General features: G+C 59.9%; 35 protein-coding genes and 1 pseudogene. 29 read left to right on the top strand and 7 right to left on the bottom strand.

Annotated features, from left to right (window positions below):
• Positions 1 to 129: 129 nt before the first annotated feature.
• The gene (locus tag NW830_RS02675; RefSeq protein ID WP_414359220.1) at positions 130 to 1,041 is read right to left on the bottom strand and encodes a cation diffusion facilitator family transporter; all 912 of its coding nucleotides are present in this window, start codon (positions 1,039 to 1,041) and stop codon (positions 130 to 132) included.
• Positions 1,042 to 1,180: 139 nt separating this feature from the next.
• Between NW830_RS02675 and NW830_RS02670 the strand changes: the two genes are divergently transcribed.
• The 3 genes from NW830_RS02670 to NW830_RS02660 all read left to right on the top strand — a co-directional run bounded on the left by NW830_RS02670 (position 1,181) and on the right by NW830_RS02660 (position 4,578).
• A complete protein-coding gene (locus NW830_RS02670; RefSeq protein ID WP_414359222.1) occupies positions 1,181 to 2,608 on the top strand; it encodes a UDP-glucose dehydrogenase family protein in 1,428 nt (475 codons plus the stop codon).
• Positions 2,605 to 3,552, top strand: coding sequence for a UDP-glucuronic acid decarboxylase family protein (locus NW830_RS02665; RefSeq protein ID WP_414359224.1), 948 nt, complete (start codon positions 2,605 to 2,607; stop codon positions 3,550 to 3,552). Before NW830_RS02670 ends, NW830_RS02665 begins: the two co-directional genes overlap by 4 nt.
• Positions 3,553 to 3,681: 129 nt before the next feature.
• On the top strand, positions 3,682 to 4,578 hold the full coding sequence (locus NW830_RS02660) for a diguanylate cyclase (protein ID WP_414359225.1): 897 nt from the start codon (positions 3,682 to 3,684) through the stop codon (positions 4,576 to 4,578).
• A 3-nt stretch (positions 4,579 to 4,581) separates the two neighbouring features.
• Here the strand turns inward: NW830_RS02660 and gcvH are convergent, their stop codons facing one another.
• Together gcvH and NW830_RS02650 are read right to left on the bottom strand one after the other, a co-directional pair.
• Entirely contained in the window at positions 4,582 to 4,971 is a 390-nt protein-coding gene (gcvH, locus tag NW830_RS02655) for a glycine cleavage system protein GcvH (protein WP_414359227.1), read from the bottom strand.
• 74 nt (positions 4,972 to 5,045) lie between these two features.
• Positions 5,046 to 5,951, bottom strand: coding sequence for an alpha/beta fold hydrolase (locus tag NW830_RS02650; protein ID WP_414359228.1), 906 nt, complete (start codon positions 5,949 to 5,951; stop codon positions 5,046 to 5,048).
• A gap of 136 nt (positions 5,952 to 6,087) precedes the next feature.
• Here NW830_RS02650 and NW830_RS02645 point away from each other — a divergent pair, with 136 nt between their 5' ends.
• Both NW830_RS02645 and NW830_RS02640 read left to right on the top strand, forming a co-directional pair.
• Positions 6,088 to 7,020: an NAD(P)H-dependent glycerol-3-phosphate dehydrogenase gene (locus NW830_RS02645; protein WP_414359230.1), complete on the top strand. Its 933-nt coding sequence runs from the start codon at positions 6,088 to 6,090 to the stop codon at positions 7,018 to 7,020.
• A gap of 175 nt (positions 7,021 to 7,195) precedes the next feature.
• The gene (locus NW830_RS02640) at positions 7,196 to 7,576 is read left to right on the top strand and encodes a response regulator (protein WP_414359231.1); all 381 of its coding nucleotides are present in this window, start codon (positions 7,196 to 7,198) and stop codon (positions 7,574 to 7,576) included.
• Between the two features lie 49 nt (positions 7,577 to 7,625).
• Here the strand turns inward: NW830_RS02640 and NW830_RS02635 are convergent, their stop codons facing one another.
• Positions 7,626 to 8,972 (bottom strand): cobyrinate a,c-diamide synthase, encoded by a 1,347-nt coding sequence (locus tag NW830_RS02635; protein WP_414359233.1) that lies wholly within the window; start codon positions 8,970 to 8,972, stop codon positions 7,626 to 7,628.
• 11 nt (positions 8,973 to 8,983) lie between these two features.
• Positions 8,984 to 9,649 (bottom strand): cob(I)yrinic acid a,c-diamide adenosyltransferase, encoded by a 666-nt coding sequence (gene cobO, locus NW830_RS02630; RefSeq protein WP_414359235.1) that lies wholly within the window; start codon positions 9,647 to 9,649, stop codon positions 8,984 to 8,986.
• A 168-nt stretch (positions 9,650 to 9,817) separates the two neighbouring features.
• Between cobO and NW830_RS02625 the strand changes: the two genes are divergently transcribed.
• Positions 9,818 to 9,949: a hypothetical protein gene (locus tag NW830_RS02625; protein WP_414404548.1), complete on the top strand. Its 132-nt coding sequence runs from the start codon at positions 9,818 to 9,820 to the stop codon at positions 9,947 to 9,949.
• Positions 9,950 to 10,231: 282 nt separating this feature from the next.
• Positions 10,232 to 11,491 (top strand): methionine adenosyltransferase, encoded by a 1,260-nt coding sequence (metK, locus tag NW830_RS02620; protein WP_414404547.1) that lies wholly within the window; start codon positions 10,232 to 10,234, stop codon positions 11,489 to 11,491.
• Here the strand turns inward: metK and NW830_RS02615 are convergent.
• Positions 11,471 to 12,031, bottom strand: a complete 561-nt coding sequence (locus NW830_RS02615; RefSeq protein ID WP_414359239.1) for a hypothetical protein — start codon at positions 12,029 to 12,031, stop codon at positions 11,471 to 11,473. The two genes, metK and NW830_RS02615, sit on opposite strands and share 21 nt — an antisense overlap.
• A 108-nt stretch (positions 12,032 to 12,139) precedes the next feature.
• Complete coding sequence (locus tag NW830_RS02610; protein ID WP_414359241.1) at positions 12,140 to 14,146, bottom strand: hypothetical protein; 2,007 nt, start codon at positions 14,144 to 14,146, stop codon at positions 12,140 to 12,142.
• Positions 14,147 to 14,508: 362 nt separating this feature from the next.
• On the opposite strand from NW830_RS02610, the gene rplC reads away from it, so the two are divergent.
• The 22 genes and pseudogenes from rplC to infA all read left to right on the top strand — a co-directional run bounded on the left by rplC (position 14,509) and on the right by infA (position 26,732).
• Entirely contained in the window at positions 14,509 to 15,153 is a 645-nt protein-coding gene (gene rplC, locus NW830_RS02605) for a 50S ribosomal protein L3 (protein ID WP_414359243.1), read from the top strand.
• Between the two features lie 45 nt (positions 15,154 to 15,198).
• Positions 15,199 to 15,825: pseudogene (gene rplD / locus NW830_RS02600) on the top strand (50S ribosomal protein L4); the annotation flags it as partial.
• A 190-nt stretch (positions 15,826 to 16,015) separates the two neighbouring features.
• Complete coding sequence (locus NW830_RS02595; RefSeq protein WP_414359244.1) at positions 16,016 to 16,315, top strand: 50S ribosomal protein L23; 300 nt, start codon at positions 16,016 to 16,018, stop codon at positions 16,313 to 16,315.
• Between the two features lie 16 nt (positions 16,316 to 16,331).
• Entirely contained in the window at positions 16,332 to 17,216 is an 885-nt protein-coding gene (gene rplB / locus NW830_RS02590; protein WP_414359246.1) for a 50S ribosomal protein L2, read from the top strand.
• Between the two features lie 57 nt (positions 17,217 to 17,273).
• Positions 17,274 to 17,555 carry a 30S ribosomal protein S19 gene (gene rpsS / locus NW830_RS02585; RefSeq protein ID WP_414359248.1) on the top strand — a complete coding sequence of 94 codons (282 nt, stop codon included), beginning with the start codon at positions 17,274 to 17,276 and terminating at the stop codon, positions 17,553 to 17,555.
• A gap of 37 nt (positions 17,556 to 17,592) precedes the next feature.
• Positions 17,593 to 17,964: a 50S ribosomal protein L22 gene (gene rplV, locus NW830_RS02580; RefSeq protein ID WP_414359250.1), complete on the top strand. Its 372-nt coding sequence runs from the start codon at positions 17,593 to 17,595 to the stop codon at positions 17,962 to 17,964.
• Between the two features lie 33 nt (positions 17,965 to 17,997).
• Positions 17,998 to 18,744, top strand: coding sequence for a 30S ribosomal protein S3 (rpsC, locus tag NW830_RS02575; protein WP_414359251.1), 747 nt, complete (start codon positions 17,998 to 18,000; stop codon positions 18,742 to 18,744).
• A gap of 45 nt (positions 18,745 to 18,789) precedes the next feature.
• Positions 18,790 to 19,266: a 50S ribosomal protein L16 gene (gene rplP / locus NW830_RS02570; RefSeq protein WP_414359253.1), complete on the top strand. Its 477-nt coding sequence runs from the start codon at positions 18,790 to 18,792 to the stop codon at positions 19,264 to 19,266.
• 16 nt (positions 19,267 to 19,282) lie between these two features.
• Entirely contained in the window at positions 19,283 to 19,519 is a 237-nt protein-coding gene (gene rpmC / locus NW830_RS02565; protein WP_414359254.1) for a 50S ribosomal protein L29, read from the top strand.
• On the top strand, positions 19,519 to 19,770 hold the full coding sequence (gene rpsQ, locus NW830_RS02560; protein ID WP_414359256.1) for a 30S ribosomal protein S17: 252 nt from the start codon (positions 19,519 to 19,521) through the stop codon (positions 19,768 to 19,770). The genes rpmC and rpsQ overlap by 1 nt, the downstream gene beginning before the upstream one ends.
• Entirely contained in the window at positions 19,767 to 20,135 is a 369-nt protein-coding gene (gene rplN / locus NW830_RS02555; protein WP_414359258.1) for a 50S ribosomal protein L14, read from the top strand. The genes rpsQ and rplN overlap by 4 nt, the downstream gene beginning before the upstream one ends.
• Complete coding sequence (rplX, locus tag NW830_RS02550) at positions 20,135 to 20,533, top strand: 50S ribosomal protein L24 (RefSeq protein WP_414359260.1); 399 nt, start codon at positions 20,135 to 20,137, stop codon at positions 20,531 to 20,533. The genes rplN and rplX overlap by 1 nt, the downstream gene beginning before the upstream one ends.
• A gap of 49 nt (positions 20,534 to 20,582) precedes the next feature.
• On the top strand, positions 20,583 to 21,125 hold the full coding sequence (gene rplE / locus NW830_RS02545; protein WP_414359261.1) for a 50S ribosomal protein L5: 543 nt from the start codon (positions 20,583 to 20,585) through the stop codon (positions 21,123 to 21,125).
• A gap of 56 nt (positions 21,126 to 21,181) precedes the next feature.
• Positions 21,182 to 21,592 carry a 30S ribosomal protein S8 gene (gene rpsH / locus NW830_RS02540; RefSeq protein WP_414359263.1) on the top strand — a complete coding sequence of 137 codons (411 nt, stop codon included), beginning with the start codon at positions 21,182 to 21,184 and terminating at the stop codon, positions 21,590 to 21,592.
• A 25-nt stretch (positions 21,593 to 21,617) separates the two neighbouring features.
• On the top strand, positions 21,618 to 22,163 hold the full coding sequence (gene rplF, locus NW830_RS02535; RefSeq protein ID WP_414359265.1) for a 50S ribosomal protein L6: 546 nt from the start codon (positions 21,618 to 21,620) through the stop codon (positions 22,161 to 22,163).
• 2 nt (positions 22,164 to 22,165) lie between these two features.
• Positions 22,166 to 22,534 carry a 50S ribosomal protein L18 gene (gene rplR / locus NW830_RS02530; RefSeq protein WP_414359267.1) on the top strand — a complete coding sequence of 123 codons (369 nt, stop codon included), beginning with the start codon at positions 22,166 to 22,168 and terminating at the stop codon, positions 22,532 to 22,534.
• An 18-nt stretch (positions 22,535 to 22,552) separates the two neighbouring features.
• A complete protein-coding gene (gene rpsE / locus NW830_RS02525) occupies positions 22,553 to 23,089 on the top strand; it encodes a 30S ribosomal protein S5 (RefSeq protein WP_414359268.1) in 537 nt (178 codons plus the stop codon).
• 10 nt (positions 23,090 to 23,099) lie between these two features.
• Positions 23,100 to 23,567: a 50S ribosomal protein L15 gene (gene rplO / locus NW830_RS02520; protein WP_414359269.1), complete on the top strand. Its 468-nt coding sequence runs from the start codon at positions 23,100 to 23,102 to the stop codon at positions 23,565 to 23,567.
• A gap of 109 nt (positions 23,568 to 23,676) precedes the next feature.
• On the top strand, positions 23,677 to 24,975 hold the full coding sequence (gene secY, locus NW830_RS02515) for a preprotein translocase subunit SecY (protein ID WP_414359270.1): 1,299 nt from the start codon (positions 23,677 to 23,679) through the stop codon (positions 24,973 to 24,975).
• Complete coding sequence (locus NW830_RS02510; protein ID WP_414359272.1) at positions 24,975 to 25,556, top strand: adenylate kinase; 582 nt, start codon at positions 24,975 to 24,977, stop codon at positions 25,554 to 25,556. Before secY ends, NW830_RS02510 begins: the two co-directional genes overlap by 1 nt.
• Positions 25,553 to 26,380 (top strand): type I methionyl aminopeptidase, encoded by an 828-nt coding sequence (gene map / locus NW830_RS02505; RefSeq protein WP_414359273.1) that lies wholly within the window; start codon positions 25,553 to 25,555, stop codon positions 26,378 to 26,380. The genes NW830_RS02510 and map overlap by 4 nt, the downstream gene beginning before the upstream one ends.
• A gap of 127 nt (positions 26,381 to 26,507) precedes the next feature.
• On the top strand, positions 26,508 to 26,732 hold the full coding sequence (gene infA, locus NW830_RS02500; protein WP_414359274.1) for a translation initiation factor IF-1: 225 nt from the start codon (positions 26,508 to 26,510) through the stop codon (positions 26,730 to 26,732).
• The last annotated feature ends 131 nt before the right edge of the window (positions 26,733 to 26,863 follow it).

Here is a 26,863-nt window from a genome sequence, read left to right as displayed (position 1 = left end):
TCTTTCCTTCTTTCCAAATTCCTAGATCTCCCCCAAAGGGAAGCTAGTCTGCAGCATACACGCAAATGAGTTCCATTTGGGCAATTTCCAGGGATCCCCCCAGGATCCAAGCAGGATAAGGCGTTGTGGCTAGGGTTGGGATCCCTCGATGTGGGAGTAGGGTTCCAGGTGGATGGTGACTCGCACCGGCCCGTAGCGCTCCTGCAGCAGTTGCTCCACCGCTTCGGTGATGCGATGGGCCGACTCCACGTCCAGCGGCTCCACCACCATATGCATTTCGATAAAGATCATCTGCCCTGGGATGCCGCGGGAGGTGATATCGTGGCAGTCGAGGACGCCGGGCAGGCTGAGAACCAGCTCCCGCAATGTCTTAGGCGGAATGGCTACCCGGTCGGTTAAAAAGGGAACGTTTTCCCGCAGCACTTCCCAGCCGCTCCAAAACACCAGCAGCCCCACCGGCACCGCCAGCACCTGATCCAGCCAGGGGATCCCCCAGTAGTGGATCCCGGCCAGTCCCAGCAGCACCGTCAGGGTTACCCAAACATCGCTGAGGGTATGGCGGGCATCGGCCAAGAGCAGCGAGCTGGACAAAGCCTTGCCCCAGGAACGTTCATAGAAGGCCACGAAGAGGTTGATCCCCAGTACCCCCACCATTAGGGTTAGGGTCAGTCCATCGACCTGCAGCGGCGGCTGGGGCTTAAAAAACCGTCCCACTGCTGCGCTGAGGATCTCAAAGCTGGCCATCCCCAGAAAAGCGGCGATCCCCAGCGCTCCAATGGCCTCAAACTTGCTGTGGCCGTAGGGGTGCTCCTCATCCGGCTCTGGCGAGGAAAAGCGGGCCGCCAGCAAGGCAAGAATGTTACTCCCACTGTCGGTAAAGCTGTGCAGGGCATCGGCCACCAAGCTGAGGGATCCCGTCGCTAGGCCCAGCCCCAGCTTGACCAAAAACACCAAAAGATTGAGCCCCAGGGTAACATAGAGCACCCTCTGTACCTGGTGCTGACGGCGAGCGGCAATGGCAGCAGAATCGGGGAAACTCACCGCTCATCAGAAGGGGTAGGTTCTGTTTTATTTTGCCATCGGCTTGAGTTCAAGGCCGTCTTTCCTCCGCTTGAGGATAGGGGATCCCGGTCAGCAGGGTATTTTAGAAGCAAGCCTCGACACGAGGGGGAAGCAGACAATGGACGTGGCGGTCGTGGGGGCCGGCTATGTGGGGTTGGTCACCAGTGCTTGTCTAGCCAAAGTTGGTCACAGCGTCATCTGCGTGGACAACAACCCTGCCAAGATTGAAGGGCTGCAGCGGGGCCGCCTGCCCATCTACGAACCTGGCCTGGAAGAGCTGGTGCAGGCTGGAGCTGAGGCCGGTCGGCTGCACTTTACCACCGACCTGGGCCTGGCAGTGAAAGCCAGCGAGGTCATTTTCATTGCCGTGGGCACCCCAGCTCTGCCCAGCGGCGAGCCAGATTTGCGCTACGTAGAGGCCGTGGCGCGGGAGATCGGCCAGCACTTGGACAACCGCTACCGCGTCATCGTCAACAAGTCCACTGTGCCCATTGGCTCCGGCGACTGGGTGCGCATGCTTATCTTGGATGGGGCGGCAGAGGCCGCTAAGCAGCGGCTGGGCAGCCAAGCGGAAAAACAGCTGGCCCTGGCTGGTGGGGATCCCACCCCCTCCTCCCTGGCCACCCTGGACAAGTCTCCCTGTGTGCCGCCCTTCGACGTGGTCAGCAACCCCGAGTTTTTGCGAGAGGGCAGCGCCATCCACGATACCTTCTACCCAGACCGCATCGTGATTGGCTCCAACAGCCCCCGCGCCATCGAGATCCTGCGGCAGCTTTACGAGCCCATCCTCAGCCGCCAACAGGGCTTGGGCGGGGATCCCGTGCCCTTGCTGGTCACCGACCTGGCCTCCGCCGAGATGATCAAGTATGCCGCCAACGCCTTCTTGGCCACCAAGATTAGCTTCATCAACGAGATCGCCAACATCTGCGAGCGCACCGGCGCCGACATTACCCAAGTGGCCGAAGGGATCGGCCTCGATAAGCGCATTGGCCGCGCCTTCCTCAACGCCGGGATTGGCTGGGGGGGGAGCTGTTTCTCCAAGGATCTGGCCGCCTTGATCCAGACTGCGGCTGACTACGGCTATGAGGCCAAGCTGTTGCGGGCTACTGTCGAGGTCAACCGCGAGCAGCGGCAGCGCCTGGTGGAAAAGCTGCAGCAGGCCCTCAAGGTGCTTAAGGGCAAAACCATTGGCCTTTTGGGCCTCACCTTTAAGCCCCACACCGATGACCTGCGGGATGCGCCGTCTCTAACCCTCATCGAGCAGCTCCACCGCCTCGGGGCCAAGGTGAAGGCCTATGATCCCATTGTCTCGGCTTCGGGGATGCGGGAGGGCCTGGCCCATGTGGTGGTGGAAACGGATGTGTTCCGGCTGGCCCAGGATTGCGATGCCCTGGTGCTGGTGACGGAGTGGCCGGAGTTCTTGTCGCTGGATTACCGGCGCCTTGCCGAGCTGATGCGGCGGCCTTTGCTGATTGATGGCCGCAATTGCTTAGATCGGCAAACCCTTCAACAGGCGGGCATTACCTTAATTGGAGTGGGCTGGTGAAGATTCTGGTAACGGGTGGTTTGGGGTTTATTGGCTCCCATCTGGTCAGCCGCCTTCTGCAGGAGGGCCACGCAGTTATCTGCCTCGACAACGGCTACACGGGGCGGGAGGAGAACGTGCAGGCCCACCGCGACAACCCCGCCTTTACCTTGCTGTGGCACGATGTGGCCGAGCCGCTGCCGCCGGAGCTGGAAAAAGCTGGGATCGAGCAAATCTACCACCTGGCCTGCCCCGCCTCGCCGCCCCACTACCAGGCGGATCCCATCCGCACCATCCGCACCGGTGTCTGGGGCACCTACCACCTGCTGGAGCTGGCTCAAAAAACCGGGGCCCGCTTCCTCCTGGCTTCCACCTCGGAGGTGTACGGGGATCCCCAGGTGCACCCCCAGCCGGAGGACTACTGGGGCCATGTCAATCCCATCGGCCCGCGGGCCTGCTACGACGAGTCCAAGCGCCTGGCCGAAACCCTGACCTTTGATTGGCAGCGGCAATACCAGACGGAGGTCCGCGTGGCCCGCATCTTCAACACCTATGGCCCGGCCATGCGGGAAGACGATGGCCGCGTGGTCAGCAACTTCATCGTCCAGGCCCTGCGCGGGGATCCCCTCACCGTCTATGGAGATGGATCCCAGACCCGCAGCTTCTGCTACATCGCTGACCTCATCGAGGGCTTGGTGCGCCTAATGAACAGCGCCCACCCCGGCCCCTTGAACCTGGGCAACCCGCAGGAGTTCACCATCCTAGAGTTGGCCCAGCAGGTCTTGGCCCTCACTGGCAGCTCTTCTCCCATTGTCCACCGCCCCCTGCCAACCGACGATCCCAAGCAGCGCCGGCCCGACATTAGCAAAGCCCGTGCCCTGCTGGGCTGGGAGCCGCAGATCCCTTTGTCCGTCGGCTTGGAGCTGACCATCCCCTACTTCCGCCGCCGCCTGGGGCTGGCGTAGGAGAATGCCCCCTGGAGTTCCCAGGCCACTGGCCACTTCTAGAGGTGAGTAGAGGGCCCCAAGGTTGTTACATACTACGATACAAATACGGAGAAGGGATGTTAGCCTAAGCAGGGGATCCCCAGGGCCATGGACACTTCTCCTCTATCTCCGGAAGAGCCGACCACCCTCCTGTCCCCAGAGAGCCGCAGGCTGGAAGGGAAGGGGGAAGTGGTGGGTGCCTTTTTGACCGTGCTTCAGGGATCCGACAGGGGCAGGACTTTCCGCCTCGAGGAGACAGCGGTAGTGGGGCGCAGCTCCCAAGCCGACATTCAGCTTTTCGACTCCACCGTCTCTCGGCGGCATTGCCGGCTGGAGAAGGCAGGGGAAAGCTATCTCCTCACAGATCTAGGCAGCCTCAACGGCACCTATGTCAACGGGGAACGGGTAACTTGCCGGGTTCTGGCGGATAGGGATCGCATCCAGGTGGGCAATAGCCTCCTGCAGTTTGCCTACTATGACCAGCTGGAGGAGACTTTCTTTTCCCAGATGGCCACTGCTGCCCTCTATGACCCACTCACAGGGCTGTACAACCGTCGGTTTTTCCTAGAGCACTTGGAGAGGGAGATTGCCTTTGCCCGCCGCCATCACTTTCCCCTCCACCTTCTCTACCTGGATCTGGACAACTTCAAGCTCATCAACGACCGCTGCGGACACTTGGCTGGGGATCAGGCCTTGACTCAGGTGGCCCAACAACTGCAGTCTCAAGTTCGCCGCGAGGACTTACTGGCCCGCCTAGGGGGCGATGAATTCGCCCTCTTGGTGCGCGGGATCCCGGACTCTCAGATCCTGCAGTTGGCCAGGCGCCTACAGCAGGCCATCCAATCCCTTCCCCTGCAGGGGGGAATTCACCTCACCTGTAGCATTGGTGTCGCCTCTTTGCTCCGGCTTCCAGCAGAGACTTCTGCACCCCGCTTCCTAGAGGCAGCCGACCAAGCCCTCTACCAGGCCAAAGCACAGGGGGGCAAGCGGGAGGTGTTGCTGTAGGGTTCAGGATCCTTCCACCAAGCTGGCATAGGCCTCGGCGCTCATCGTGTCCTCGAGATCCTCGGGGTTGGTCATGCGCACCTTGATCAGCCAGCCATCCCCATAGGGATCGTCGGCAATGCTCTCCGGGCTGTCCACCACCGCCTTGTTTACCGCCACCACTTCCCCCGAAACAGGGGCATAGAGATCCTCCACGGCCTTAACGGATTCCACTGAGCCAAAGCTCTCGCCCTTTTCAATCTCTGTCCCCTCCTCGGGCAGGCCGACAAAGACGATATCCCCCAGCTGATCGACGGCATAAGCGGTGATCCCAATCACCGCAATGTCATCCTCAACGCGAATGTACTCGTGGGTGTCCACGTAGCGCAGATGGGGTGGATACTCCAGGGCCATGCCGTTTCCCCCGCTCAATCCAGTGGACTATTCTAGGGCAACCCCAGAGCCTGGTAAAGCTCTCCCCAGGGGGGCTAAAGGAACTCCATCAGCAGCCGATTCACGGTTTGCGGCGCCTCCTGCTGCGCCCAATGGCCACACTCAGGGATGTACTCCTTGCGCAGGCCATTGGGGAAAAAGGGATCCATTCCCTCAGTCAGTTCACGGCTGAGGGCAAAGTCTTCCTCTCCCCAAATGAGTAGGGTGGGGGCGAGGATCTGCCGCAGGGGCTGCAAAAACAGGTTCTGCAGAGTGGGCAGGCTAAATAGGTGGCGATAGTAGTTGAGGGCAGAGGTGAGCACCTTAGGCTTGGCGAGGGCCTCTTGGTAGATCTTTAGGTCGTGGCGAGTGAAGGCGCTTTTGCGCACGGAGGTCTCTTGAAAAATACGCCGCACCCACTCCTCTAGGTTCCACTGCAGCACCCACTCCGGCAGCCAGGGCAACTGGAAGAAAAACAAGTACCAACTGCGGCGCATCTGATCCAAATTGGTCAGGAACTCCCGGCGAAAGCAAGCTGGGTGGGGAGAGTTGAGCACGGCCAGCTTGCGGATCTCATGGGGGAAAAGTTGCGCCCAGTGCCAAGCAATGGCTCCTCCCCAGTCGTGGGCCACCACCACTGCGCTTTTGACCCCAAAATGCGCCAGCAGGCCGCGGACATCCTCGGTGAGAGTATCCAGGTCGTAGCCGTAATCTGGCTTGTCGGAGTCGTTGTAGCCGCGCAGATCAGGGGCCACGACGCGAAACCGCTGCGCCAACACCGGGATCTGGTGCCGCCAGGAATACCAAAACTCTGGGAAACCATGCAGCAGGATTGCCAGCTCCCCCTCCCCCTGGGTGACATAGTGCAGTTGAATGCCATTGGTCAGGGCATAGCCGTGCTGCCAGCTTCCTATCTTGGCAGCCACCTCAGCAGGAAGGCGTTGGATCCCTGCTTCTGTCATGTCGTCTGCTCTCAGGCCAAACCCATGATTTGGTATCCACTCATACTAACCTTTGTCGCTCTCCTGCTAGTGGGGAGTTCTTCGGAGGCGTCTGCAAAAGGCATCTTGGGAAAGAAGCGGCGGCTACAAAGGTCAGATGAGAACTAACACAACATCCCCCCAAAAGATCGCCATTCTAGGAGCGGGGGCCTGGGGAAGCACACTGGCTTTGCTAGCCCAGGCCCAGGGACACGGGGTGCAGGTTTGGGATCGGCGCCATGGCTGGGACCTCAAAGAGGTGCTCCAGGGATCCAACATTATTATTTCGGCCGTCTCCATGGCCGGAGTGCGTCCCGTGGCCGAGGCGGTGCGTCAGGTGGGGATCCCCCCCCAAGCCATTTTGGTCTCGGCCACCAAGGGGCTAGATCCCCTGCAGCTTTTGACGCCAGCCCAGATCTGGGCAGCCACCTTCCCCACTCAGCCGTTGGTGGTGCTCTCCGGGCCAAACCTGGCAGCTGAGATCCGCCAGGGTTTGCCGGCAGCCGCAGTGGTGGCCAGCCGCACTCCCGAGGCAGCGGTACAGGTGCAGCATGCCCTTGCCTGCGAGCGCTTTCGCCTCTACACCAGCAGCGATCCTCTGGGAGTGGAGCTAGGGGGCATCCTCAAGAACGTCATGGCCATTGCCGTGGGGGTGTGTGATGCGCTGCAACTGGGCACCAATGCTCGCTCTGCCCTGGTCACCCGCGGCTTGGCTGAAATGATCCGGGTGGGAGCCTGCTTGGGGGCCCGGCCTGAGACCTTCAACGGCCTCTCAGGATTGGGGGATCTGCTGGCCACCTGTCACAGTCCCTTGAGCCGCAACTACCGCGTAGGCTACGGCTTGGGTCAAGGCAAGCCTTTGTCCCAGGTTCTGGCGGAAATCGAGGGCACTGCCGAAGGGGTTTACACCGCCCCCGTCGTGGTCAAGATTGCCGCCCAGCACAACATCCGGGTGCCTATCACGCAGGAGGTGCATCTGTTGTTGCAAGGGCAGACCACCCCCCCTGCTGCCCTAGCTAGGCTGATGGAGCGACAGCTTACCTCAGAATAAAACCCTCACCCCCCGCTTCTCTCCCTGAGGCAGGCGGATGAGGAAAGGGGTTCTGCACCGTCTCAGGATTTTTGCAGAGGGCTGGGGTACCAAAATGAGCCATTTGGCGGAGTTTTTTTCCTTCAGAGTTCTTCTATGCTGCCTCTGTAGCTTCCCCGTTCGTTCCTGCCTCAGCATGTCCAAACGCATCTTGGTGATTGAAGACGAACCCGCTATCCGCACCTATTTGCAGAAGGTGCTGCAGCGAGCTGGGTACGACACTGTTGCGGCTAGCAACGGGGAGGAAGGATTACAGCTGGTGCGCGCCCTCCTGCCCGACTTGGTCCTGTGCGATGTAGTCATGCCCAAGCTCAATGGCTATGCAGTGCTAGAAGCCGTGCGATGGGATCAAGCCACAGCCCACATTCCCTTCGTCTTTCTCTCCTCCAAAACTTCCCGGGAAGCTACGGAACAAGGGCGACAACTGGGTTCCAACGCCTACCTCACCAAGCCCATTGATCAAAGCCAGCTGCTGAGGGCCATTGCTGCCCACCTAACCTCTAGGGGTTGCCCCTAGGAGTTTCAATCCCAGCCCTTCCCCCTGCGGCAGAGCACGGCTCGACAGGTCAAGAGGCTGGAGCACGGCCAATCGATAAAAAATTCTGGAGTAGCCGCGCCGCGAGGTCGGGGCGGGATCCCCAGTGGAGGTGCAGGTAGGAAGCATGTAGGCGCTCAGTGGCCCAGCCTTCCTGCTGGGGCGGGGATCCCCAGCTGTAGACGGGGTTTGGGCAGGCAGGGCTGCTGCGGGAGCGGTGAAACTCGTGTCCTCGCAGGCAATCCCCGGCCGCTGCCAGGAGGGTGGAGCGTAGAACGGTGGCCTCGCGATAGCCCAGACACAGCCGCTCCCCCATGTCCACGGTGATGGGAAGCAGGCCGGCCATGGGGTAGGTCTTTCCGTCCCAATCAGTGAGGGACTGTCCCAATACCATCAAGCCGCCGCATTCGGCATAGAGGGGGGGATGGGCGGGTGGCGGAGTTTGCTGGGCTATTTTTTCAGAGAGGGCGGCGGCAAACAGTTCTGGGAACCCGCCCCCCAAGAGCAGGCCATCGCAGGGATCCGGTGGCCACAGCCCGACTTCCAGGGGGGAGTACTCCAGGAGCTCCGCCCCCCAAGCCCGTAGGAGATCTAGGTTGTCGGCATAGTAGAAGTTAAAGGCGGCATCGCGGGCCACTGCCACCCGCACTGGCGTTGCCAGGGGATGAACCCCTGGCCAGAGCTCCCCCACTGCTGGCGGCAGGGAGCGGATTAGGGGCAGAAGCTGATCCCAATCTAGGTGGTGCTCTGCCAGCTCAGCCCAGGCCTCCTGCCAGCGGGGAAAGCCAGCCAGTTCCAAGACAGGCACCAGCCCTAGGTAGCGGCTGGGCAGGCGCAAGTCCTCGCGGCGAGGAAATTGCCCCAAAACCGGGATCCCCACGGCTGCCGCTGCCTGCTGTAACACCTGGCCATGGCCCTCTGAAGCCACCCGGTTGAAGATGACGCCGGCAATAGCCAGGCGGGGATCAAAGCGGCTCAGGCCGTAGAGCAAAGCGGCCACGGTCGTTCCCATGCCACTGCCGTCGATGACCAGCACCACTGGGATCCCCAGCAGGCGGGCCACATGGGCGCTACTGGCCCAGGAAGATCCAGGCCCTTGCCCATCGAAGAGACCCATCACGCCTTCTACAATCGCCCCATCTTTGTCCTGACAGTGGTAGCGAAAGCAGCGCTGCACAAAGCTCTCGTCGGTTAAAAAGGGATCCAGATTGCGAGAGGGGATCCCGGCCACTGCCGTGTGGAAGAGAGGATCGATGTAATCCGGCCCCACCTTAAAGGGCTGGATGCGCAGGCCCCGCCGCCGGAGTGCGGCCAGCAGAGCTAACGTGACGGTGGTCTTGCCGCTGCCGCTTGCCGCTGCTGCCAGCAGAATTGCCATCTGTCCAAGGGCTAGAACTCGATACCCCTTTGCGCCTTGATCCCTTGGTCGCGAAAGGGATGTTTGACCAAGGCCATTTCCGTTACTAGATCAGCCCGCTCAATTAGCCCTGCCGGCGCCCCTCGCCCAGTTAGGATCACGTGCACCCTTTCTGGTTTTTCGGCTAGGCCAGCCAACACCTGCTCCAGAGAGAGATACCCCAGCTGGAGGGCAACGTTGATTTCATCCAAAAGCACCAAGTGGTACTCGCCACTGCCCAATAGCTCCCGCCCCTTTTCCCAGGCAGCCTGGGCGCAGGCAATGTCCCGCTCGCGATCCTGGGTTTCCCAGGTAAAGCCTTCCCCCATGGCATAAAAGGCAATCTTCCCTAAGTTCAGCTCGGGATGGGCAGCTAACTTGCGCAACAATTTGGCTTCACCTGGATCCCAGGCTCCTTTGATGAACTGCACCACCCCCACTGACAAGCCCTGGCCGAGGGCCCGAAAGACCGTACCAAAAGCCGCTGTGCTTTTGCCCTTGCCCTGACCTGTGTAGACAATAACTAAGCCTTTGTTGTCACGCATACCTGCCAGGCGCTGGCGCTGGATTTGCTGACGGCGCTGCATCCTTTGCCGGTGTTGCCAGTTTCGCTCGGCCTCTCGTTCAGGGGTCGAGGGCGATGGGGAGGGGTGGGTCATGGTTACCGAGGGGGAACTTGCAGAAGCACTCCCGCAGGCCGAATCCTTCGCCCGGCCCACTGCCTCTCATCCTAATCCGGCTTCCAGCTTTTCGAATCTTCGGACAGCTGTCGCCGCTGGGTTAGGATCCTAGCGGTTGGGCTGTGCTACTGCAGGGGCTCTGGGCTCATGAAGGAGCCGGCTGGTGCCTTCCGAGATAGCCTGCTGCTGGGTTGCTTTGTCTGGGCGGTGCCAAGTTCTGCCCTAGATGCGAACTGGAGCCAGTGGACAGGGCTGGGGGGATCCCGGCGCTGGGATTAGGAGTGGCCGTCGCTGCAGAGCGGCAGGCGCTTACCTGGTGCGGGTTTTGGGGGTGCTCTTTGGGCCTGGCTGCTGTCCACTGACTGGTGGCAAAAGCTGTTTGGCAAGCGGCTGATGCAAACCCTAGGAGGGGGGTGGGGGTATATTAGTTAGGGCTGGGCATTGCTTTGCTGCAGGGGGTGGGATTTCCTGCCTTCTGGGCCAGTGCCCCACCCAGAGGCAGGTTCTGCTGGCCTGCCTAGGTTTTCTGTTTTACTGCTTTCGAAGGAAAGGAGAGGTTCCTTGTCCAAGTCATTTCTGTTTTCCTCGGAGTCAGTGACGGAGGGGCACCCCGACAAAATCTGTGATCAGATCTCTGATGCCATTGTGGATGCCCTCTTGACGGCAGATCCCTCCAGCCGAGTGGCAGCAGAGGTAGTGGTGAGTACGGGCATGGTGATCCTCACCGGGGAAATCACCTCGCAAGCGCATGTCAATTTCACGCGCTTGGTGCGGGACAAACTGGCCGAAATTGGCTATACCGACGCCAGGAATGGCTTTTCCGCTGACAGCTGCGCGGTGCTGGTAGCTTTTGATGAGCAATCTCCCGATATTGCCCAAGGGGTGAACAAGGCCTTGGAAAGTCGCACCGCCTGCGAGGATGAATTCGACCTGCTTGGCGCCGGCGATCAAGGCTTGATGTTTGGTTTTGCCTGTGACGAGACCCCTGAGCTAATGCCACTGCCCATCAGCTTGGCCCACCGCCTCAGCCGCCAGTTGGCTATAGTTCGCAAGAACGGCACCCTGCCCTATCTGCGCCCTGACGGCAAGACGCAGGTAACGGTGGCCTATGAGGGGGGACGTCCAGTGGGCATCCACACCTTGCTCATCTCCAGCCAGCACACGCCAACTATCGGCTCCATTACAGAAGAGGCGGCAGTGCAAGAGCGCATCCGTGCCGACCTCTGGGAGGCAGTAGTGAAGCCTGTGTTTGCTGAGCTGCCCATCAAACCCAATAGCAATACCCGCTTCCTCACCAACCCCACCGGCAAGTTTGTCATCGGCGGCCCCCAGGGGGATGCCGGCCTGACTGGGCGCAAGATTATCGTCGATACCTATGGGGGCTATGCCCGCCATGGCGGTGGCGCTTTCTCTGGCAAGGATCCCACCAAAGTGGATCGCAGCGCTGCCTATGCCGCCCGCTATGTGGCCAAGAATATCGTGGCTGCCGGCCTAGCCCAAAAATGCGAGGTGCAGGTCAGCTACGCCATTGGGGTGGCTCGGCCCATCAACCTGTTGGTGGAAACCTTTGGCACAGGGCGCATTCCTGACGAGGATCTGCTGCGGCTGGTCCAGCGCCACTTTGACCTGCGGCCAGCGGCCATTCTGGCTCACTTTCAACTGCAGGAGCTGCCCCGCCAGCGGGGGGGACGCTTCTATCAAAATGTGGCAGTTTACGGTCACTTCGGCCAAACCCATCTGGATCTGCCTTGGGAGCGCACTGACAAAGCTGCCCTGCTGCGGGAGGAGGCTCTCTCCAGCTCAAGGTTTGTCCTGTCCTGAGCAAGAGGAGCAGGGTTCTTCTCGGGAGGCTGGGGTAGGAGTGGGAGAGTCGACAGGCTGGAGCTCCAAAGTCAGCAAGATCTCTGGCTCACAGGCAGGGGAGGAAAGTTGCAGCCGCTGGAGCAGGTAGCGGAGTTTGGGAGGAAGGTCCTGCAGCTCCGCCAACAACAGGTCAAGGGAAATAGCCGCTTCCTCTGCAAAGCGGGATCCCTTGCCAGCTGGAGTTGGAAGAGGTGAGGGAGGTGGCGCAAGGCAGCTGGTGGCCGTTGCCAGTAAGGAGCGGATCAGCTCCTCTTGTTCTCGCCACAGAGAGCGGCTCATTTCCGGAGGAAAGGTGAGGTAGGGAGCGCCGCGGCGCTGCCAGAGGCGGAGGATTTGTTCTACAGAGGTGGCCTTGTAGCGGCCCCGGTAGAGGGCTTCCAGCAAAGCGGCTGGGATCCAAGGGCCTGGGAACTGCTTGCTCCAGCGCTCCACCCACCTTTGGCTAGTTTGCCCCTCCAGCTCAAATCCATAGCGCTCCAAAAAGGTGGCGGAATCCATCGGCCCCTCCTAGCGCTAGGCAACTCCACCCAAAGCTAACTCAGACCTAGCTAGGCAAAGGCTCCTCCCCAGCTGCTGCGGACCAGCCAACTGGCCCCAATCCTGCTGCTAGGCACAAGCTATAGCCTTCGCCGCCTTCAACACCAGCAAGTCTAAGGTGCCGGTGTTCTCTTCGCCGCGCCCATTAAACGTGGAGCGCACCAGCCACAGCCCCTGGCGCGCACGGCAGCAGAGGTTGAGCAGAGTGCGAGCTAGGATTTGCTGACGCGCCTCTCGATCCTGAGCCGTATCGAAAACTCCCCCCTCCCATTCCGGTGTCAGCACACGGCTGTTGTAGAGCCCGCGCCAGAGAGAGCGGGACCAGCGGGGGTTGGTGATGTCAAACCAAAACTGGTAATCAGCCTCCAAGCCGCGTTGGATGTAGGCCGCTGGCGTGGCCACCACCAGGTAGCGGGAGTAGTCGGGCTCAAAGCGACTGTTGCTGGGGCTTTGTCCCGAGCGAATCATGGCTAAAAAGGCAGGATCCTCTTCTGTAGGAAAGGCGCGGCGAAATCGCTGGGCTGCATCCGTCAGCAGCTGCAGTAGCTCTTGATCCTGAGGGGAAGCAGTGGTTAGGTGCTCGGCAAAAAAGCGCTGGAAGAAAGCGGCTAAGGAAGGCCCAGGCCGGTAGCTGCGCAGCCAGTCCAATAGCCTCTGGTAGCGCTCCAGGTTGGCAAAGCCCACCCGCTCTGGCTGGCGCACGGCAGTTCTAGGCCGCAGGGAACGTCCCACGGGATCTAGGGTATCTTCGGCCAACAGCGCTGCTCGAATGGGATCTAGGTCCAACACCCTGCTAAGCAACAGCCGCCAGGCTGGCAAGGTGGGAAAGGCTCCCCACTGGGGATGGGCCACCTCTGCGGCCGTCAGGAGCGCCCGCACCAGGGGGTAGCGGATGAGAGCTGGGAAGGGGGCAATTGGCAAGATGGGGGCCTCCGGCAACTGCTCCTGGAGGCTTAGGCTGACCCCGGCATCCATGCAAGGCAGGAGGACAGCAAGGCGAAAGGCAGGAATTCCTGCATCCAGCAGTTGCCGGATTTGGGCAACCATGGCCTCTAGGGCTGCAAAGGGGGTTTCTCCCTCCAGCACCTCCACCCTCGGCAGCTTCCCTAGCGCTGGTTCTGGGAGGGGGGAGGAGAACTGGGGAGCCACAGCTCGCGCTATCTGCAGCCCCAAGCGGACCAGGCCGGCTGAACCGCAATAGCTCCCTTCTGTAAACCGAACCTGGGTGTTTTCCAGGAGGAAGCAGGCCACTGTTTCCGGGATCGCCGTCAAGGAGATCCCGCCGCCGAGAGTGTAGCTGAAGAATTGGCTCTGCAGGTGGGCTTGCCCCTGGCGATAGAACTCCAGTGCCACGCCGCAGCTGTCTTCTGCCTGATCCACGATTAGGTGATCCCACTCCTGCCAAAACTCCGCCAAGGGCAGGATGTGCTCCTGAAAGAGGCGGAGTTGCAGGCCAAAATCCAGGGATCCCAACTGCAGCCCTGCCTGCCATAGTTGCTCCACGCAGCAGCTTAGTGCTCCCAGGGCTTCTGCCCGTGCCGGATCCCTGTCCTCGGGCCAGGCCGCTGCTAGCCGGGATCCCACCGCTTCTGCTGTTAGGCCGGAAGCGCCGGCAATGTAGGCGGCGCTGCTAATTTGATCCCAAATCTGGAACTCGTCCAGCCCAAGATTGGCGAAGACCTCCCCATGCCGTGGGCACAAAGCACAGACTCGCCCACAGAGAAACTGGGTGAGATCCTTCGCTAGAGGCACGGGCTCAAACGAGCGCGGCAACTGGGGGACACGCGCACACACCTGCGGCCAGTACTCCGCCAAAGCCCGCCCCACCCGCTGCAAAAACGTCTCAATCCGCCACGGGCCCACCAAACCTGAGCTGAGGGCCTGGAGGCGCCGCAACACCTCTGCTCCCTGCCGCCGACTGCGCACCAGAAACAAGATCCGCGCCGGATTGGCTCCGGCCTGCAGCAAATGCCAGTAGCGATCTACACAAGCCTGGGTCAGCCCGCTGCGCGCCCACCCCATCACACTCTGAAACTCTCTGTCTCCCCGAGCGGCTTTCCCAGTTGCTGAACCCATTTGTTAGCAAAACCTAGACAAACAACCCGTCACCTCACTATGATGTACTACTGTTGTCAATTGAATCCGCCCGCAGCAACAACGGTTCTCGGCAACTTAGCGTGCTGCTAAGCCAGATACTGCCTCTTTGCAGGTAAGTCTGAGCAGCCCCCAAAAGCAGTTTGGCGTCAAAGGGAATTAGGCAAAAAGCGCAGCGCCATTGGCGCTGGGAGACCTTAGGGGATACGACAACTCCCTCTCCATTGCTTTTTCGCCTGGGCAGGTTTCTGCCAGGGCGCCTACTGCCTGGACTTGGGTTAGGGAGCCAGTTGCAAGCTGTTAAAGCAACAGAGCAAGCCGCGCAGGCTTGAGAGGAGGTTTCTGTGGCGCTTGGCATCCTGGGAAGAAAAGTTGGCATGACCCAGATCTTCTCGCCGGAAGGGTTGGCCATTCCGGTGACCGTCGTGCAGGCTGGGCCTTGCACGGTAACCCAGATTAAAACCCAAGCCACGGATGGCTACAATGCCGTGCAGTTGGGCTACTGGCCCACCACTGAGAAGCACCTTACGCGAGCTCAGCGCGGCCACTTGAAAAAGGCAGGGGTGACGGAGCTGCTGCGTTACCTGCGCGAGTTCCGGGTTGACCAGCCAGAAGCCTACCAATTGGGGCAGAAGATTACCGTCGAGATCTTCTCTCCCGGCCAGTTGCTGGACGTGGCGGGTACCTCTATTGGACGGGGGTTTGCCGGCTACCAAAAGCGGCACCACTTTGGTCGGGGTCCCATGTCCCACGGCTCCAAGAACCACCGCCGACCTGGTTCCATTGGCGCCGGCACAAGGCCTGGCCGCGTGTTCCCAGGACTGCGCATGGCTGGTCGGATGGGCGGTCGCCGCGTCACGATTCGCAGGCTGGAGTTGGTGAAGGTGGATCCGGAGCGGAATCTGTTGGTGATCAAAGGCTCGGTCCCCGGCGTGGAGGGAGGGCTCCTGGAGATTACCCCTGCCAAACAGGTGGGCAGTAAACGCTAGAGGAGGGATCCCTGGCAAACCGGCATCGGCAAAGACGAGGGAACCATGGCAAGTTGTGTGGTGAAAAATTGGCAAGGGGAAACAGTGGGCAGCGCGGAGCTAAACCTCAAGGTGGCCCGCCCCGAGACGGCTGTCCACGTTCTCTATCTGGCTCTGCGCCGTCAGATGACCAACGCTCGCCAGGGCAATGCCCACACCAAGACACGGGCTGAAGTGCGCGGTGGCGGCCGCAAGCCCTGGAGGCAAAAGGGCACTGGGCGGGCTCGCGCTGGTTCTATTCGCTCTCCTCTTTGGCGTAAGGGGGGGGTGGTCTTCGGCCCCCGCAAGCGGGAGTACAACCTGGCCATGAACCGCAAAGAGCGGCGGCTAGCGCTACGTACTGCTCTGCAAAGCCGAGCGGAGGACCTGATTGTAGTGGAAGATTTCCAGGACCAGCTTAACCCGCCCAAGACCCGCGTGATGGCCCAAGCCCTGCTGCGCTGGGGAGTGAGAGAGGATCAGTCGGCTCTGCTGATTGTTGCCGAGCGCTCGGAAGTGGTGGAGCGAGCTGTGCGCAACATCACCCGTGTCAAGCTGATTGGCCTGGATCAGCTCAATGTCTTTGATCTGCTCAAGGTCGATTGGGTGCTGATGACAACCTCTGCCCTCGAGAAGCTCAAGGCCCGCTGGGGAGCTCCAGCCCAAGCTGAACTCAGCGAGGAACAAGCTCAGGTTCTGGATCGAGAAAACGGGCAGGTCGAGCCAGGAGCAGCTTCTAGCAACGAGCAAGCTCCCCAGGCTGTGCACCCAACTCCCCCAGCCGCAGAGCCCCTTGCCCCAGCCGTAGAGGAAGCCGAAGCAGTGGCAGCAGAGGAGGAGGACAATGACGGAGAGCAAGCGAATTCTGGCTGATGTTCTGTTACGCCCTGTCATCACCGAAAAGACAACGGCTTTGATGGAGCAGCGCAAATACGTCTTTGAAGTCATGCCCAACGCCACCAAGCCGCTCATCCGGGCTGCCGTTGAGGAAATGTTTGGAGTACGGGTGACTTCTGTCAACACCCTGAAGCTGCCCCGTAAACAGCGGCGGGTAGGTCGTTTTGTCGGCTACCGCAGCCGTCCCAAGCGAGCGGTGGTAACCTTGGCCGAAGGCGATTCCATTGTCCTCTTCCCTGAAACCTAAGACTACTGGTCAAGCCATGGGTATTCGCACGTTCCGACCCTACACCCCCAGCGCCCGCCACATGACAGTCTCCAACTTTGAGGAGCTGTCGCGGGACGAAAATGGCAAGCGACCCCGACCGGAGAAGTCGCTGCTGCAGTTTATCCACCGCAAGAAGGGCCGCAACAACCGTGGCGTCATCACCTGCCGCCACCGGGGAGGTGGCCACAAGCGGCTCTACCGCATCATTGACTTCCGCCGCGACAAGCGGGGGATCCCGGCCACGGTCAAGACCATTGAGTACGACCCCAACCGCAGCGCCCGCATCTGCTTGGTGGAGTACGCCGATGGCGAGAAGCGCTACATCCTTGCCCCTCGCAACATTCAGGTGGGAGCCACGATCATGGCCGGGCCTGACGCTCCCTTTGAGGTGGGCAACGCCATGCCGCTGGAGCGGATCCCCCTAGGGACGATAGTTCACAACGTCGAGCTCTACCCCGGTCGCGGCGGACAAATTGTTCGCGCTGCCGGAGCCGGCGCCCAAGTGGTGGCCAAAGAGGGTAAGTACGTCTCCCTAAAGCTGCCCTCGGGTGAGGTTCGCATGATCCGAGGGGAGTGCTACGCCACCATTGGCCAAGTGGGCAATGTGGACCACAACAACATTAGCCTTGGCAAAGCGGGGCGCAGCCGCTGGCTGGGTCGACGCCCCCACGTGCGGGGCTCGGCAATGAACCCTGTCGATCACCCCCACGGCGGTGGGGAAGGCAAAGCTCCCATTGGTCGCAGCACCCCTGTTACCCCCTGGGGTAAGCCCACCTTGGGGTACAAAACCCGCAAACGCAACAAACCCAGCAACAAGTTTATCGTGCGCGGTCGCCGTCGGGGTGGCCAGCGGGACAAGGGCGGGATGGCCCCGCAATAGGTTTGGCCTCTGCCGCTTACTCTAGCCTAAACCCAGTTGCCAAAGGGGTGAATTCCTATGGGACGTTCTCTGAAAAAAGGTCCGTTTGTAGATGCCAAGCTGCTTCGCAAAATCGAGAAGCTCAACGAGCGCAATCAAAAGCAAATGATCAAGACCTGGTCGCGGGCCAGTACCATCCTACCTGTGATGATTGGTCACACTATTGCTGTCTACAACGGCAAGCAGCACGTGCCCATCTACATCACTGACCAGATGGTGGGTCACAAGCTAGGGGAGTTTGTCCCTACCCGAACCTTCCGCGGCCACGCTGGCAGCGACAAGAAAGCTGCCCGCTCTTGAGTCCAGCAACAAAATAGCAGCAAGAAAGGAGAGCGCCATGGCCGATCCCTCCCCTGAAGTTAAAGCGGTAGCCCGTTACATTCGCATGTCTCCCTACAAGGTGCGGCGCGTTCTCAACCAGATTCGAGGACGCACCTATGCCGATGCCTTGATTCTGCTGGAGTTCATGCCCTACGCCGCCTGCGAGCCGGTGCGCAAGGTGCTGCGCTCAGCGGTGGCCAATGCCGAACACAACAACGGCTTGGATCCCCGCAATCTTGTCATCAGCAAAGCCTACGCTGACCAAGGACCGACCCTGAAGCGGTTTCGCCCCCGCGCCCAAGGTCGGGCCTACCCGATTCGCAAGCGCACCTGCCACATCACCATTGCTGTCCGGCCTCTGGAAGCGGAGGCGGGGACGGCTCCCTAAATCCTCAGACCTCTACCCTTTGCTGGCGTCACCATGGGACAGAAGATCCACCCTTTTGGCTTCCGCCTCGGCATCATCAAGGAACACCGCAGCCGCTGGTTTGCCGACCCGGCCCACTACCCAGCGCTGCTGCAGGAGGACGACTACATCCGCACCTACCTAACCAAGAAGTTGAGCAATGCTGGTCTAGCTGACATTCTCATCGAGCGCAAAGCCGATCAAATCGACCTAGAAATCCGAGCTGCGCGACCTGGAGTAGTGGTCGGTCGGGGTGGATCCGGCCTTGAAGAGCTGCGCCAGGGCTTGCAGAAAGAGCTAAGCCTGCGCGGCAGCCCTGGCAGAACCATCCGCATTAACGTAGTCGAGGTTACCCGTCCTGATGCTGAGGCGACGTTGTTGGCGGAAAACATTGCCCAGCAGTTGGAGCGGCGGATTGCCTTTCGCCGCATTGTCCGCCAGGTCATCCAACGAGCTCAGCGGGCCGGCGTGCAAGGGATCAAAGTCCAAGTTGCCGGTCGGCTGAATGGCGCCGAAATTGCCCGCAGCGAATGGACGCGGGAAGGCCGGATCCCTCTGCATACCTTGCGGGCAGACATTGACTATGCTGAGCGCGTTGCTCAGACCACCTATGGCGTCATTGGGGTCAAGGTCTGGGTCTTCAAAGGGGAAATTCTTCCTGGCCAGGAACGTCTCGAAGCAAAAGTTCCCTTGCAGCAGGCCAAGCGTCGGCAGCAGCGGCGACGGCCTACCTTTGAAGACCGCTCAGCAGCCGAGGCCTAAGGGCCAAGAGCGGAACCCCTACTGCAGTTGACTTAAGGAGCGGCCATGTTAAGCCCCAAACGAACCAAATACCGTAAACAACAGCGTGGGCGCATGAAGGGCAAGGCAACCCGTGGCAACCGCATTAGCTTTGGGGAATATGGCCTGGTGGCCCTAGAACCTGCCTGGATTACGGCACGACAGATCGAGGCCAGCCGTCGGGCTATGAGTCGCTACGTTCGGCGGGGAGGCCAGATCTGGATCCGCATCTTTCCCGACAAGCCCGTTACCCGCAAGCCTGCCGAAACCCGCATGGGATCCGGCAAAGGCAACCCCGAATATTGGGTTTGCGTTGTCAAGCCGGGCCGCATCCTCTTTGAAATGGGGGGAGTTCCCGAAGCAACGGCCCGCGAGGCCATGCGCCTGGCCGCTCACAAGCTGCCCATCAAAGTTAAGTTTGTTACCAAAGCCGACTTTGAGAAGCCAGAACTTGCTCAGGAAGCAGCCGGAGAAGCTCCGGAAGTGTCAGCTAGCGCCGTCTAGAGGAGGAGAGTTAGCCATGCCTATGCCTAAAATTGCCGATGCCCGCGCCCTCTCCGACGAAGAATTGGCCCAGGAGATCTATGCCGTCAAAAAAGAGCTGTTCGAGCTGCGTTTGCAGCAAGCCACAGGGCAGCTCAACCAACCTCACCTCATTCGCTTGCGCAAGCACAAGCTGGCCCAACTGCTGACTGTGGAGGCAGAGCGCAAACGCGGCAAATCCTTGTCCTCAAGTCAGGCTAAGAAGGAGGAGTGATGCCTGCTCGTGAAAAGATTGGCATTGTTGTCAGCAACAAAATGCAAAAGACAGTGGTTGTTGCCGTGGAAAACCGGGTTGCCCACCCAAAATACGGCAAGATTGTCGTCAAAACTAAAAAGTTTAAAGCCCACGACGAGGAAAACCGCTGTCAGGAGGGGGATCTGGTGCGCATTGTTGAAACCCGCCCCCTCAGTCGTACCAAGCGCTGGCGGGTGGTTGAGATCCTAGAGGAAGGGAAGAAGCCATGATTCAGCAGCAAACCATGCTAACGGTAGCCGACAACACCGGTGCCCGCAAACTCATGTGTATCCGCGTCCTAGGCAGCAGCGGCCGCCGCTACGCCAGCCTGGGGGATGTCATTGTTGGCGTTGTCAAAGACGCCCTGCCTAATATGCCGGTTAAAAAATCCGATGTGGTCAGGGCCGTTGTCATCCGCACTGTGGATACTGTACGCCGCCCCGATGGCACCTGTATCCGCTTTGACGACAATGCTGCTGTGATCATCAACAACGACGGCAACCCCCGTGGAACCCGCGTCTTTGGTCCTGTAGCCCGCGAGCTGCGGGAGAAAAACTTTACCAAGATCATCTCGCTTGCTCCGGAGGTTCTGTAATGGTTCGCCCTCTTAAGCCCAGCCAAATCCGACGACTCATCCGGCAGCCTGGCGTTCGCAAGCACCGCAACAGTCTGCGCTACAAGATGCGCATCAAAAAAGGAGATCTCGTTCAGGTAATCTCAGGTGACGACAAAGGCAAAGTTGGCGAGGTGCTGCGGGTCTTCCCCGAACGCAACATGGTTTTGGTGGAAGGGGTTAACATCGTTACCTACCACCGCAAGCCGCAGCGGGAAGGGGAAAAGGGCCGGATTGAGACCAAGGAAGCCCCCATCCATGCTTGCAAGGTAATGCTCTATTCCAAGAAGCACGAGGTTGCCAGCCGGGTCGGCTACCAAATCACCGCCGATGGCCGCAAAGTCCGCGTGCTCAAGAAAACTGGCGAGATCCTTGACTAGAGGGTTGGGAGAGCTCTGACCCAGCCCAGAGCAAGAAGGAGAACCTGCCATGCCTCAGCGTCTGCAAGTCCTCTACCATACCGTCATTGTCCCCAAGCTGCAAAAAGAGCTGGGCTACACCAACATCCACCAAGTGCCTCGCTTGGAGAAAATTGTCATCAATCGTGGCTTGGGAGAGGCCTCCCAAAATGCCAAAGCCTTGGAATCTTCCATTGCTGAGATTAGCGCCATTACTGGCCAGCGCCCTGTGATTACTCGCGCCAAGAAGGCCATTGCTAGTTTCAAGATCCGCAAGGGCATGCCGGTTGGCTTGATGGTAACCCTGCGGCGGGAGCGGATGTATGCCTTTTTGGATCGCCTCATTAATCTGGCTCTGCCGCGCATCCGCGACTTCCGCGGCGTCAACCCCAAATCCTTCGACGGGCGCGGCAACTACACCCTTGGAATTCGCGAGCAACTGATCTTCCCCGAGGTCAACTACGACTCTGTTGACAAGATCAGAGGCATGGACATCTGTATTGTGACCACCGCTAAGACCGATGAAGAGGGCCGTGCCCTGCTCAGAGAGTTCGGCATGCCCTTTGCTTCTTAGACTTACCCCCACAAAAAATTCTCCCCACCAATCTTTCCAGGAGCACTAACCCACCCATGGCCCACACCAACGACACAATTGCCGACATGCTCACCCGCATTCGCAATGCCACTATGGCTCGGCACGAATCGGTGGCGGTTCCGGCCACGCGTATGACCCGTAGCATTGCCCGGGTTCTCCACGAGGAAGGTTTTGTCAGTAGCTGGAGGGAGGAGGGAGAAGGGATCCAAGCGCGGATTGTGCTGCAGTTGAAGTACAAAGGCAAAGGCAAAGACCGCCGACCCATCATCAATGGTCTCAAGCGGGTAAGCCGGCCTGGCCTGCGGGTTTACTGCGGCCACAAAGAACTGCCGCGGGTGCTGGGAGGAATTGGGATCGCCATTATCTCCACCTCCAGTGGCATTATGACTGACCGGGATGCTCGCAAGCGGGGCATCGGCGGTGAAGTGCTCTGCTACGTCTATTAAGGTTTTCCTTGTCAGGAGTGGCTCCATGTCTCGTATCGGCAGACGCCCCATCCCTCTTCCCACCAAGGTGGAGGTTCAAATTGAGGGTCAACAGATCTCGGTCAAAGGCCCAAAGGGGCAGCTACTGCGCACTCTGCCCCCCCTGATTGCTGTGCGTCAAGAGGACCAAAGACTCCTGGTCAGCCGGGTCAACGAGTCCCGGCCGGCCCGCCAACTGCACGGTCTCTGCCGCACCTTGATTGCCAACATGGTTGAGGGGGTATCCAAAGGATTTGAGCGCAGGCTGGAATTGGTGGGGGTGGGCTACCGCGCTTCCACGCAGGGCAACAAGTTGATCCTAAACGTTGGCTACAGCCACCCAGTGGAGATCCCTTTCCCCCCCGGGATCCAAATCTCTGTGGAAGGCAACAACGTCATCGTTGTCTCGGGCATTGACAAAGAGCTGGTGGGCAATACAGCAGCACGCATTCGGGCTGTGCGGCCGCCCGAGCCCTACAAAGGTAAGGGGATCCGCTACCTCGGGGAACAGGTTCGCCTCAGAGCAGGTAAGTCCGGCAAAGGGAAGAAATAGCCATGAAAGCCAACCGCAAACTCACCACCCAACGTCGCCATCGCCGCATTCGCCGCAAGGTTTCCGGCACTCCCGAGCGGCCTCGTTTGGCTGTGTTTCGCTCCCATCGCCACATCTATGCTCAGGTAATCGACGATGTAGCCCAACGTACTCTGGTTTCTGCCTCCACGCTGGACAAGGACCTGCGGGGAGCCTTCCAAAACATCAGCACGGCCACGCGGGAGGCTGCCGCCATTGTGGGGCGTGCGGTTGCTCAGCGAGCTCTACAGGCGGGCATTTCTCGAGTAGTTTTCGACCGTGGCGGCAAGCTCTACCACGGACGGGTCCAGGCCCTGGCGGAAGCTGCCCGGGAAGCAGGCTTACAGTTCTAGTTCCTAAGGAAATGGCTTATGGCTGAGCAAAAAGAACGTCGCAGAAGCAAAAAAAGCCGCGAAGAACAAACCGCCGAGTGGCAGGAGCGGGTTATTCAGATCCGACGTGTCTCCAAAGTAGTCAAAGGCGGCAAAAAGCTAAGCTTCCGCGCTGTGGTGGTGGTAGGCAACGAGCGGGGGCAAGTAGGAGTTGGTGTGGGCAAAGCCAACGATGTGCTGGGAGCAGTGCGCAAGGGAGTCGTTGATGGCAAAAAGCACTTGATTGAGGTGCCCCTGACCAAAGGCCTGTCTGTACCCCATCCCATGCGGGGATCGGGCGGTGCCGCCACAGTTTTGGTGATGCCAGCCGCTCCCGGCACAGGAGTCATTGCTGGGGGGGCCGTGCGCACCGTTTTGGAACTGGCAGGCGTGCGCAATGCCTTGGCCAAGCAGCTGGGCTCTAGAAACCCCCTCAACAACGCCCGTGCTACCATTGACGCCCTGCGGCGGATGCGCACCTTTGAGCAGGTAGCTGAAGATAGAGGGATCGACATGCGCCGCCTGTTGAGTAGGTAAGGAGGTTAGGATGCGACTGGAAGATATTCGCCCCCAACCAGGATCGAAGCGGCGGCGGCGGCGGCTAGGCCGTGGCATTGCTGCTGGCCAGGGAGGTTCTTGCGGTAGAGGAATGCGAGGACAAAAGGCCCGCACAGGAGGAGGTACCCGGCCAGGTTTTGAGGGAGGTCAGACGCCCCTCTATCGGCGGCTACCTAAGCTCAAGCATTTCCCCCGCTACGTGCGACGCCCGCAGTACACCCTAGTTAACCTGCGCGCCCTGGCAGCCCTGCCTGCCGGCAGTGAGGTGACTCTAGAAAGCCTACTGGAGCGGGGGATCGTGACCACCAACGATGGCCCCCTGAAGATCTTGGGGGACGGAGAAGTGGGCGTGCCCCTAACCATCCGAGCTGCTGCCATTACTGCCTCGGCCAAAGCCAAAGTTGAAGCTGCCGGAGGCCAGGTGGAGATTGTGGCATCTCGGCCTGCCCGCTCCTAGGTTGGCCGCAGTTTTTTGGCAGCCCTGGGTTTTGCCGACTTCCCCATCAGCGGCGTAGAGTGGTAAGTAGCTCACCTGGCCCTTTGCTTCTGCGAGGTTTTCCTTATCTATGGCTTACACACGAGGCTCTACTCCCTCCGCTCAAGAGACCTTCATGCAGATGGCGATGGCCTCTGGCCTGCGCAGCCGTCTGTTGCTGACCCTAGGCCTCTTGTTGTTGGTGCGGCTGGGCATCTACATTCCCATCCCCAGCATTGACCGCGCTCGCTTTGCTGCCGAAGCTGCCAGCAGCCCAGTGTTTGGCTTTCTGGATGTCTTCTCAGGCGGTGGCATCTCCGCCCTGGGGATCTTTGCCCTTGGCATCCTGCCCTTCATCAACGCCTCGATTATCATGCAGCTGCTGGTTTCAGCCATTCCGGCTCTGGAGAACCTGCAGAAAAACGAGGGAGAGCAGGGGCGGCGGCAGATCTCTCAGTACACCCGTTACGTTACTCTCCTCTGGGCCATCCTCCAGGGCATTGGCATCTCCTTCTGGGTGCGGGAGTTTGCCAATACCAGTAATGAGCTGGCCTTTATGGCCTCTACCACCCTGGCCCTAGCAGCAGGCTCTATGTTTGTCATGTGGCTGGGGGAAATGATCACCGAGAAGGGAGTGGGCAGTGGGCCGTCACTGCTGATTTTTGTCAACATTGTTGCTACGTTGCCGCGCGCCCTTGGCCAAACCATCAGCCTGGCTCGTGCCGACAGCAGCACCATTGGGGGTATCCTGCTGTTGACGGCTGTCTTCCTGGCTACCATTGTTGGCATTGTCTTTGTCCAGGAGGGCAGCCGCAAAATTCCTGTCGTCTACGCCAAGCGCCAGGTGGGCAACAAGCTGTTCCGGGAGCAGAAGAGCTACCTTCCCCTGCGGCTTAACCAGGGGGGCGTGATGCCCATCATCTTTGCCTACTCCGTGCTCTCCCTACCTTTGGCTTTGGCCCAGTATACCCAGAACCCAACCTTAATCCAGGTGGCCAACTTTCTCTCCCCCACTTCTTGGTTTTACATCCCCTTCTACTTCCTGCTCATTCTCTTCTTTAGCTACTTTTACGCTTCCTTAATCATCAATCCAGCGGAACTGGCGCAAAACTTGAAGAAACTGGGTGCTAGCATCCCGGGAGTGCGTCCAGGCAAGGCCACGGCTGAGTACATCGAAGGGATCCTCAACCGGCTAACCTTGCTGGGGGCGTTGTTTTTGTGTGCAGTGGCCATTATCCCCACAACAGTAGAGCGGGCAACGGGGATCACCACTTTCCAAGGTTTGGGGGCCACTTCGCTGCTCATTCTGGTAGGGGTAGCAATTGAAACCTCCAAACAAATCCAAACCTACGTCATTTCGCAGCGTTACGAAGGGATGGTCAAGCAGTAGTGCTGAGGTTAATCTTTTTGGGACCACCAGGAGCAGGCAAGGGCACGCAGGCGGAGCGCCTGTCAGCCATCTACCGTACCCCCAAAATTTCCACCGGCGATCTGCTGCGGGCAGAGGTCAAAGCTCAGACCCCGCTGGGACAGCAAGCCAAGGTGTACATGGATGCAGGGGAGCTAGTGCCCGATGAGGTGTTGATTGGGATGGTCAAAAGCCGGTTGCAGCAGTTGCCGGAGCAGGGCTGGATCCTGGACGGCTTTCCCCGCACCTTGGCGCAGGCGGAGGCTCTAGAAGAGCTGTTGCGGGAGCTGGGGCAGGACTACGACCACGTCCTCAACCTAGAGGTACCTGACGAAGTGGTGGTGGCACGGCTATTGGCTCGCGGCAAGGAGCAGGGGCGCAGCGACGATGCGGATGAGGCCGTTATCCTCAAACGCCTGCAGGTGTACCGGCAGCAAACTGCTCCTCTCATTGATTTTTACGAGGCGAAAGGCCGTCTGCGGCGGATTAACGGCAACCAGCCGATGGAAGTGGTTCAGCAGCACCTCCAGACCCTTTTGGAAAGCTGCAGGAGGACAGCATGAGCAAGACGGGGGCTGGAAATCCATCCCGGCCAGGATCTTGGCAACAGGGGCTGCAGCTCATTGAGATCAAATCTCGCCGGGAAGTGGAGAAAATGCGCCAGGCTGGGCGAGTGGTGGCCCAGGTGTTGCAGGAAATTGCCGAGCGTCTGGAGCCAGGCTGGACAACTGCAGACATCGATGCCTATGCTGAGCGGCGGGTAGCAGAATTGAATGCCCTACCCAGCTTCAAGGGCTACTACGGCTTTCCCGCCTGCGTCTGCGTCAGCATCAACCATGAAGTGGTGCACGGGATCCCTAGCCCCCACAAAGTGGTGCAGCCGGGGGACATCGTTAAGGTGGACCTTGGCGCCATGGTTGAAGGCTGGCATGCGGATTCTTGCATCACCATTGGCCTAGAGCCCCTCAGCGAGGCCGCCCGCGATCTCATCGACACAGCGGCGCAGGCTCTGCAGGTGGGCATTGCGCATGTTCGCCATGGGGTTTGGCTGCAGGATGTCTCAGGCGCCATTGAGGACTATATTCAGGGGCGGGGCTACTCCGTGGTGAAGCAGTATGTCGGCCATGGCGTGGGTCGCAACTTGCACGAAGAGCCGCAGTTTCCCCACTACCGCACCCCCGAGCTACCCAATCCCAAGCTGCGGGCCGGCATGACGCTGGCCATTGAGCCCATGGTTACTGCCGGGGGAGAAGCCACCCGTGTGCTACCGGATCGCTGGACGGTGGTGACAGTGGATGGCTCCTGGTCAGCCCAGTTTGAGCACACCATTCTGGTTACCGAGTCTGGAGCTGAGATTTTGACCGATCGCACTCCCTTTCAGTCCTAGGGAGCTCCCCCATGAAGGACTGCAACAGCTAGGATAGAAGGAGTAGAGTATTGTTTCGGCTCTTAACCCGCTCTTAACAGCGGGGAGGGGAGCGAGGAAATTGTTGTCGTTGGATAAGGAGGGTTACTTGGCTAAGGAAGACGCTATTGAAGTGGAAGGGGTAGTTACGGAGTCCCTACCCAACGCTATGTTCCGCGTGGATCTGGACAATGGCTTTAACGTTCTTGCCCACATCTCGGGCAAGATCCGCCGCAACTACATCAAGATCCTGCCCGGCGACCGGGTGAAGGTAGAGCTCAGCCCCTATGACCTCAACAAAGGGCGGATTACCTACCGCCTTAAGAAAAACTAGGCCCTCCCCCTGCCCCTGGGGCAGTAAAAGCCGGGTCTAGTGCTCTGCGCTGCTAGGCAGTTCTCCCAACGAGGCCCCAGCAGGCAAGAAGGCCGAGGGCCTGCTTTACAATAGGCCAGCTCCGCCTCTTG

The organism is Synechococcus sp. OH30, assembly GCF_047462175.1.
Taxonomy (GTDB): Bacteria; Cyanobacteriota; Cyanobacteriia; order Thermostichales; family Thermostichaceae; genus Thermostichus.
Note: the sequence above shows the minus strand (reverse complement) of the source record. Positions and strands in the feature narration are given on the sequence as shown.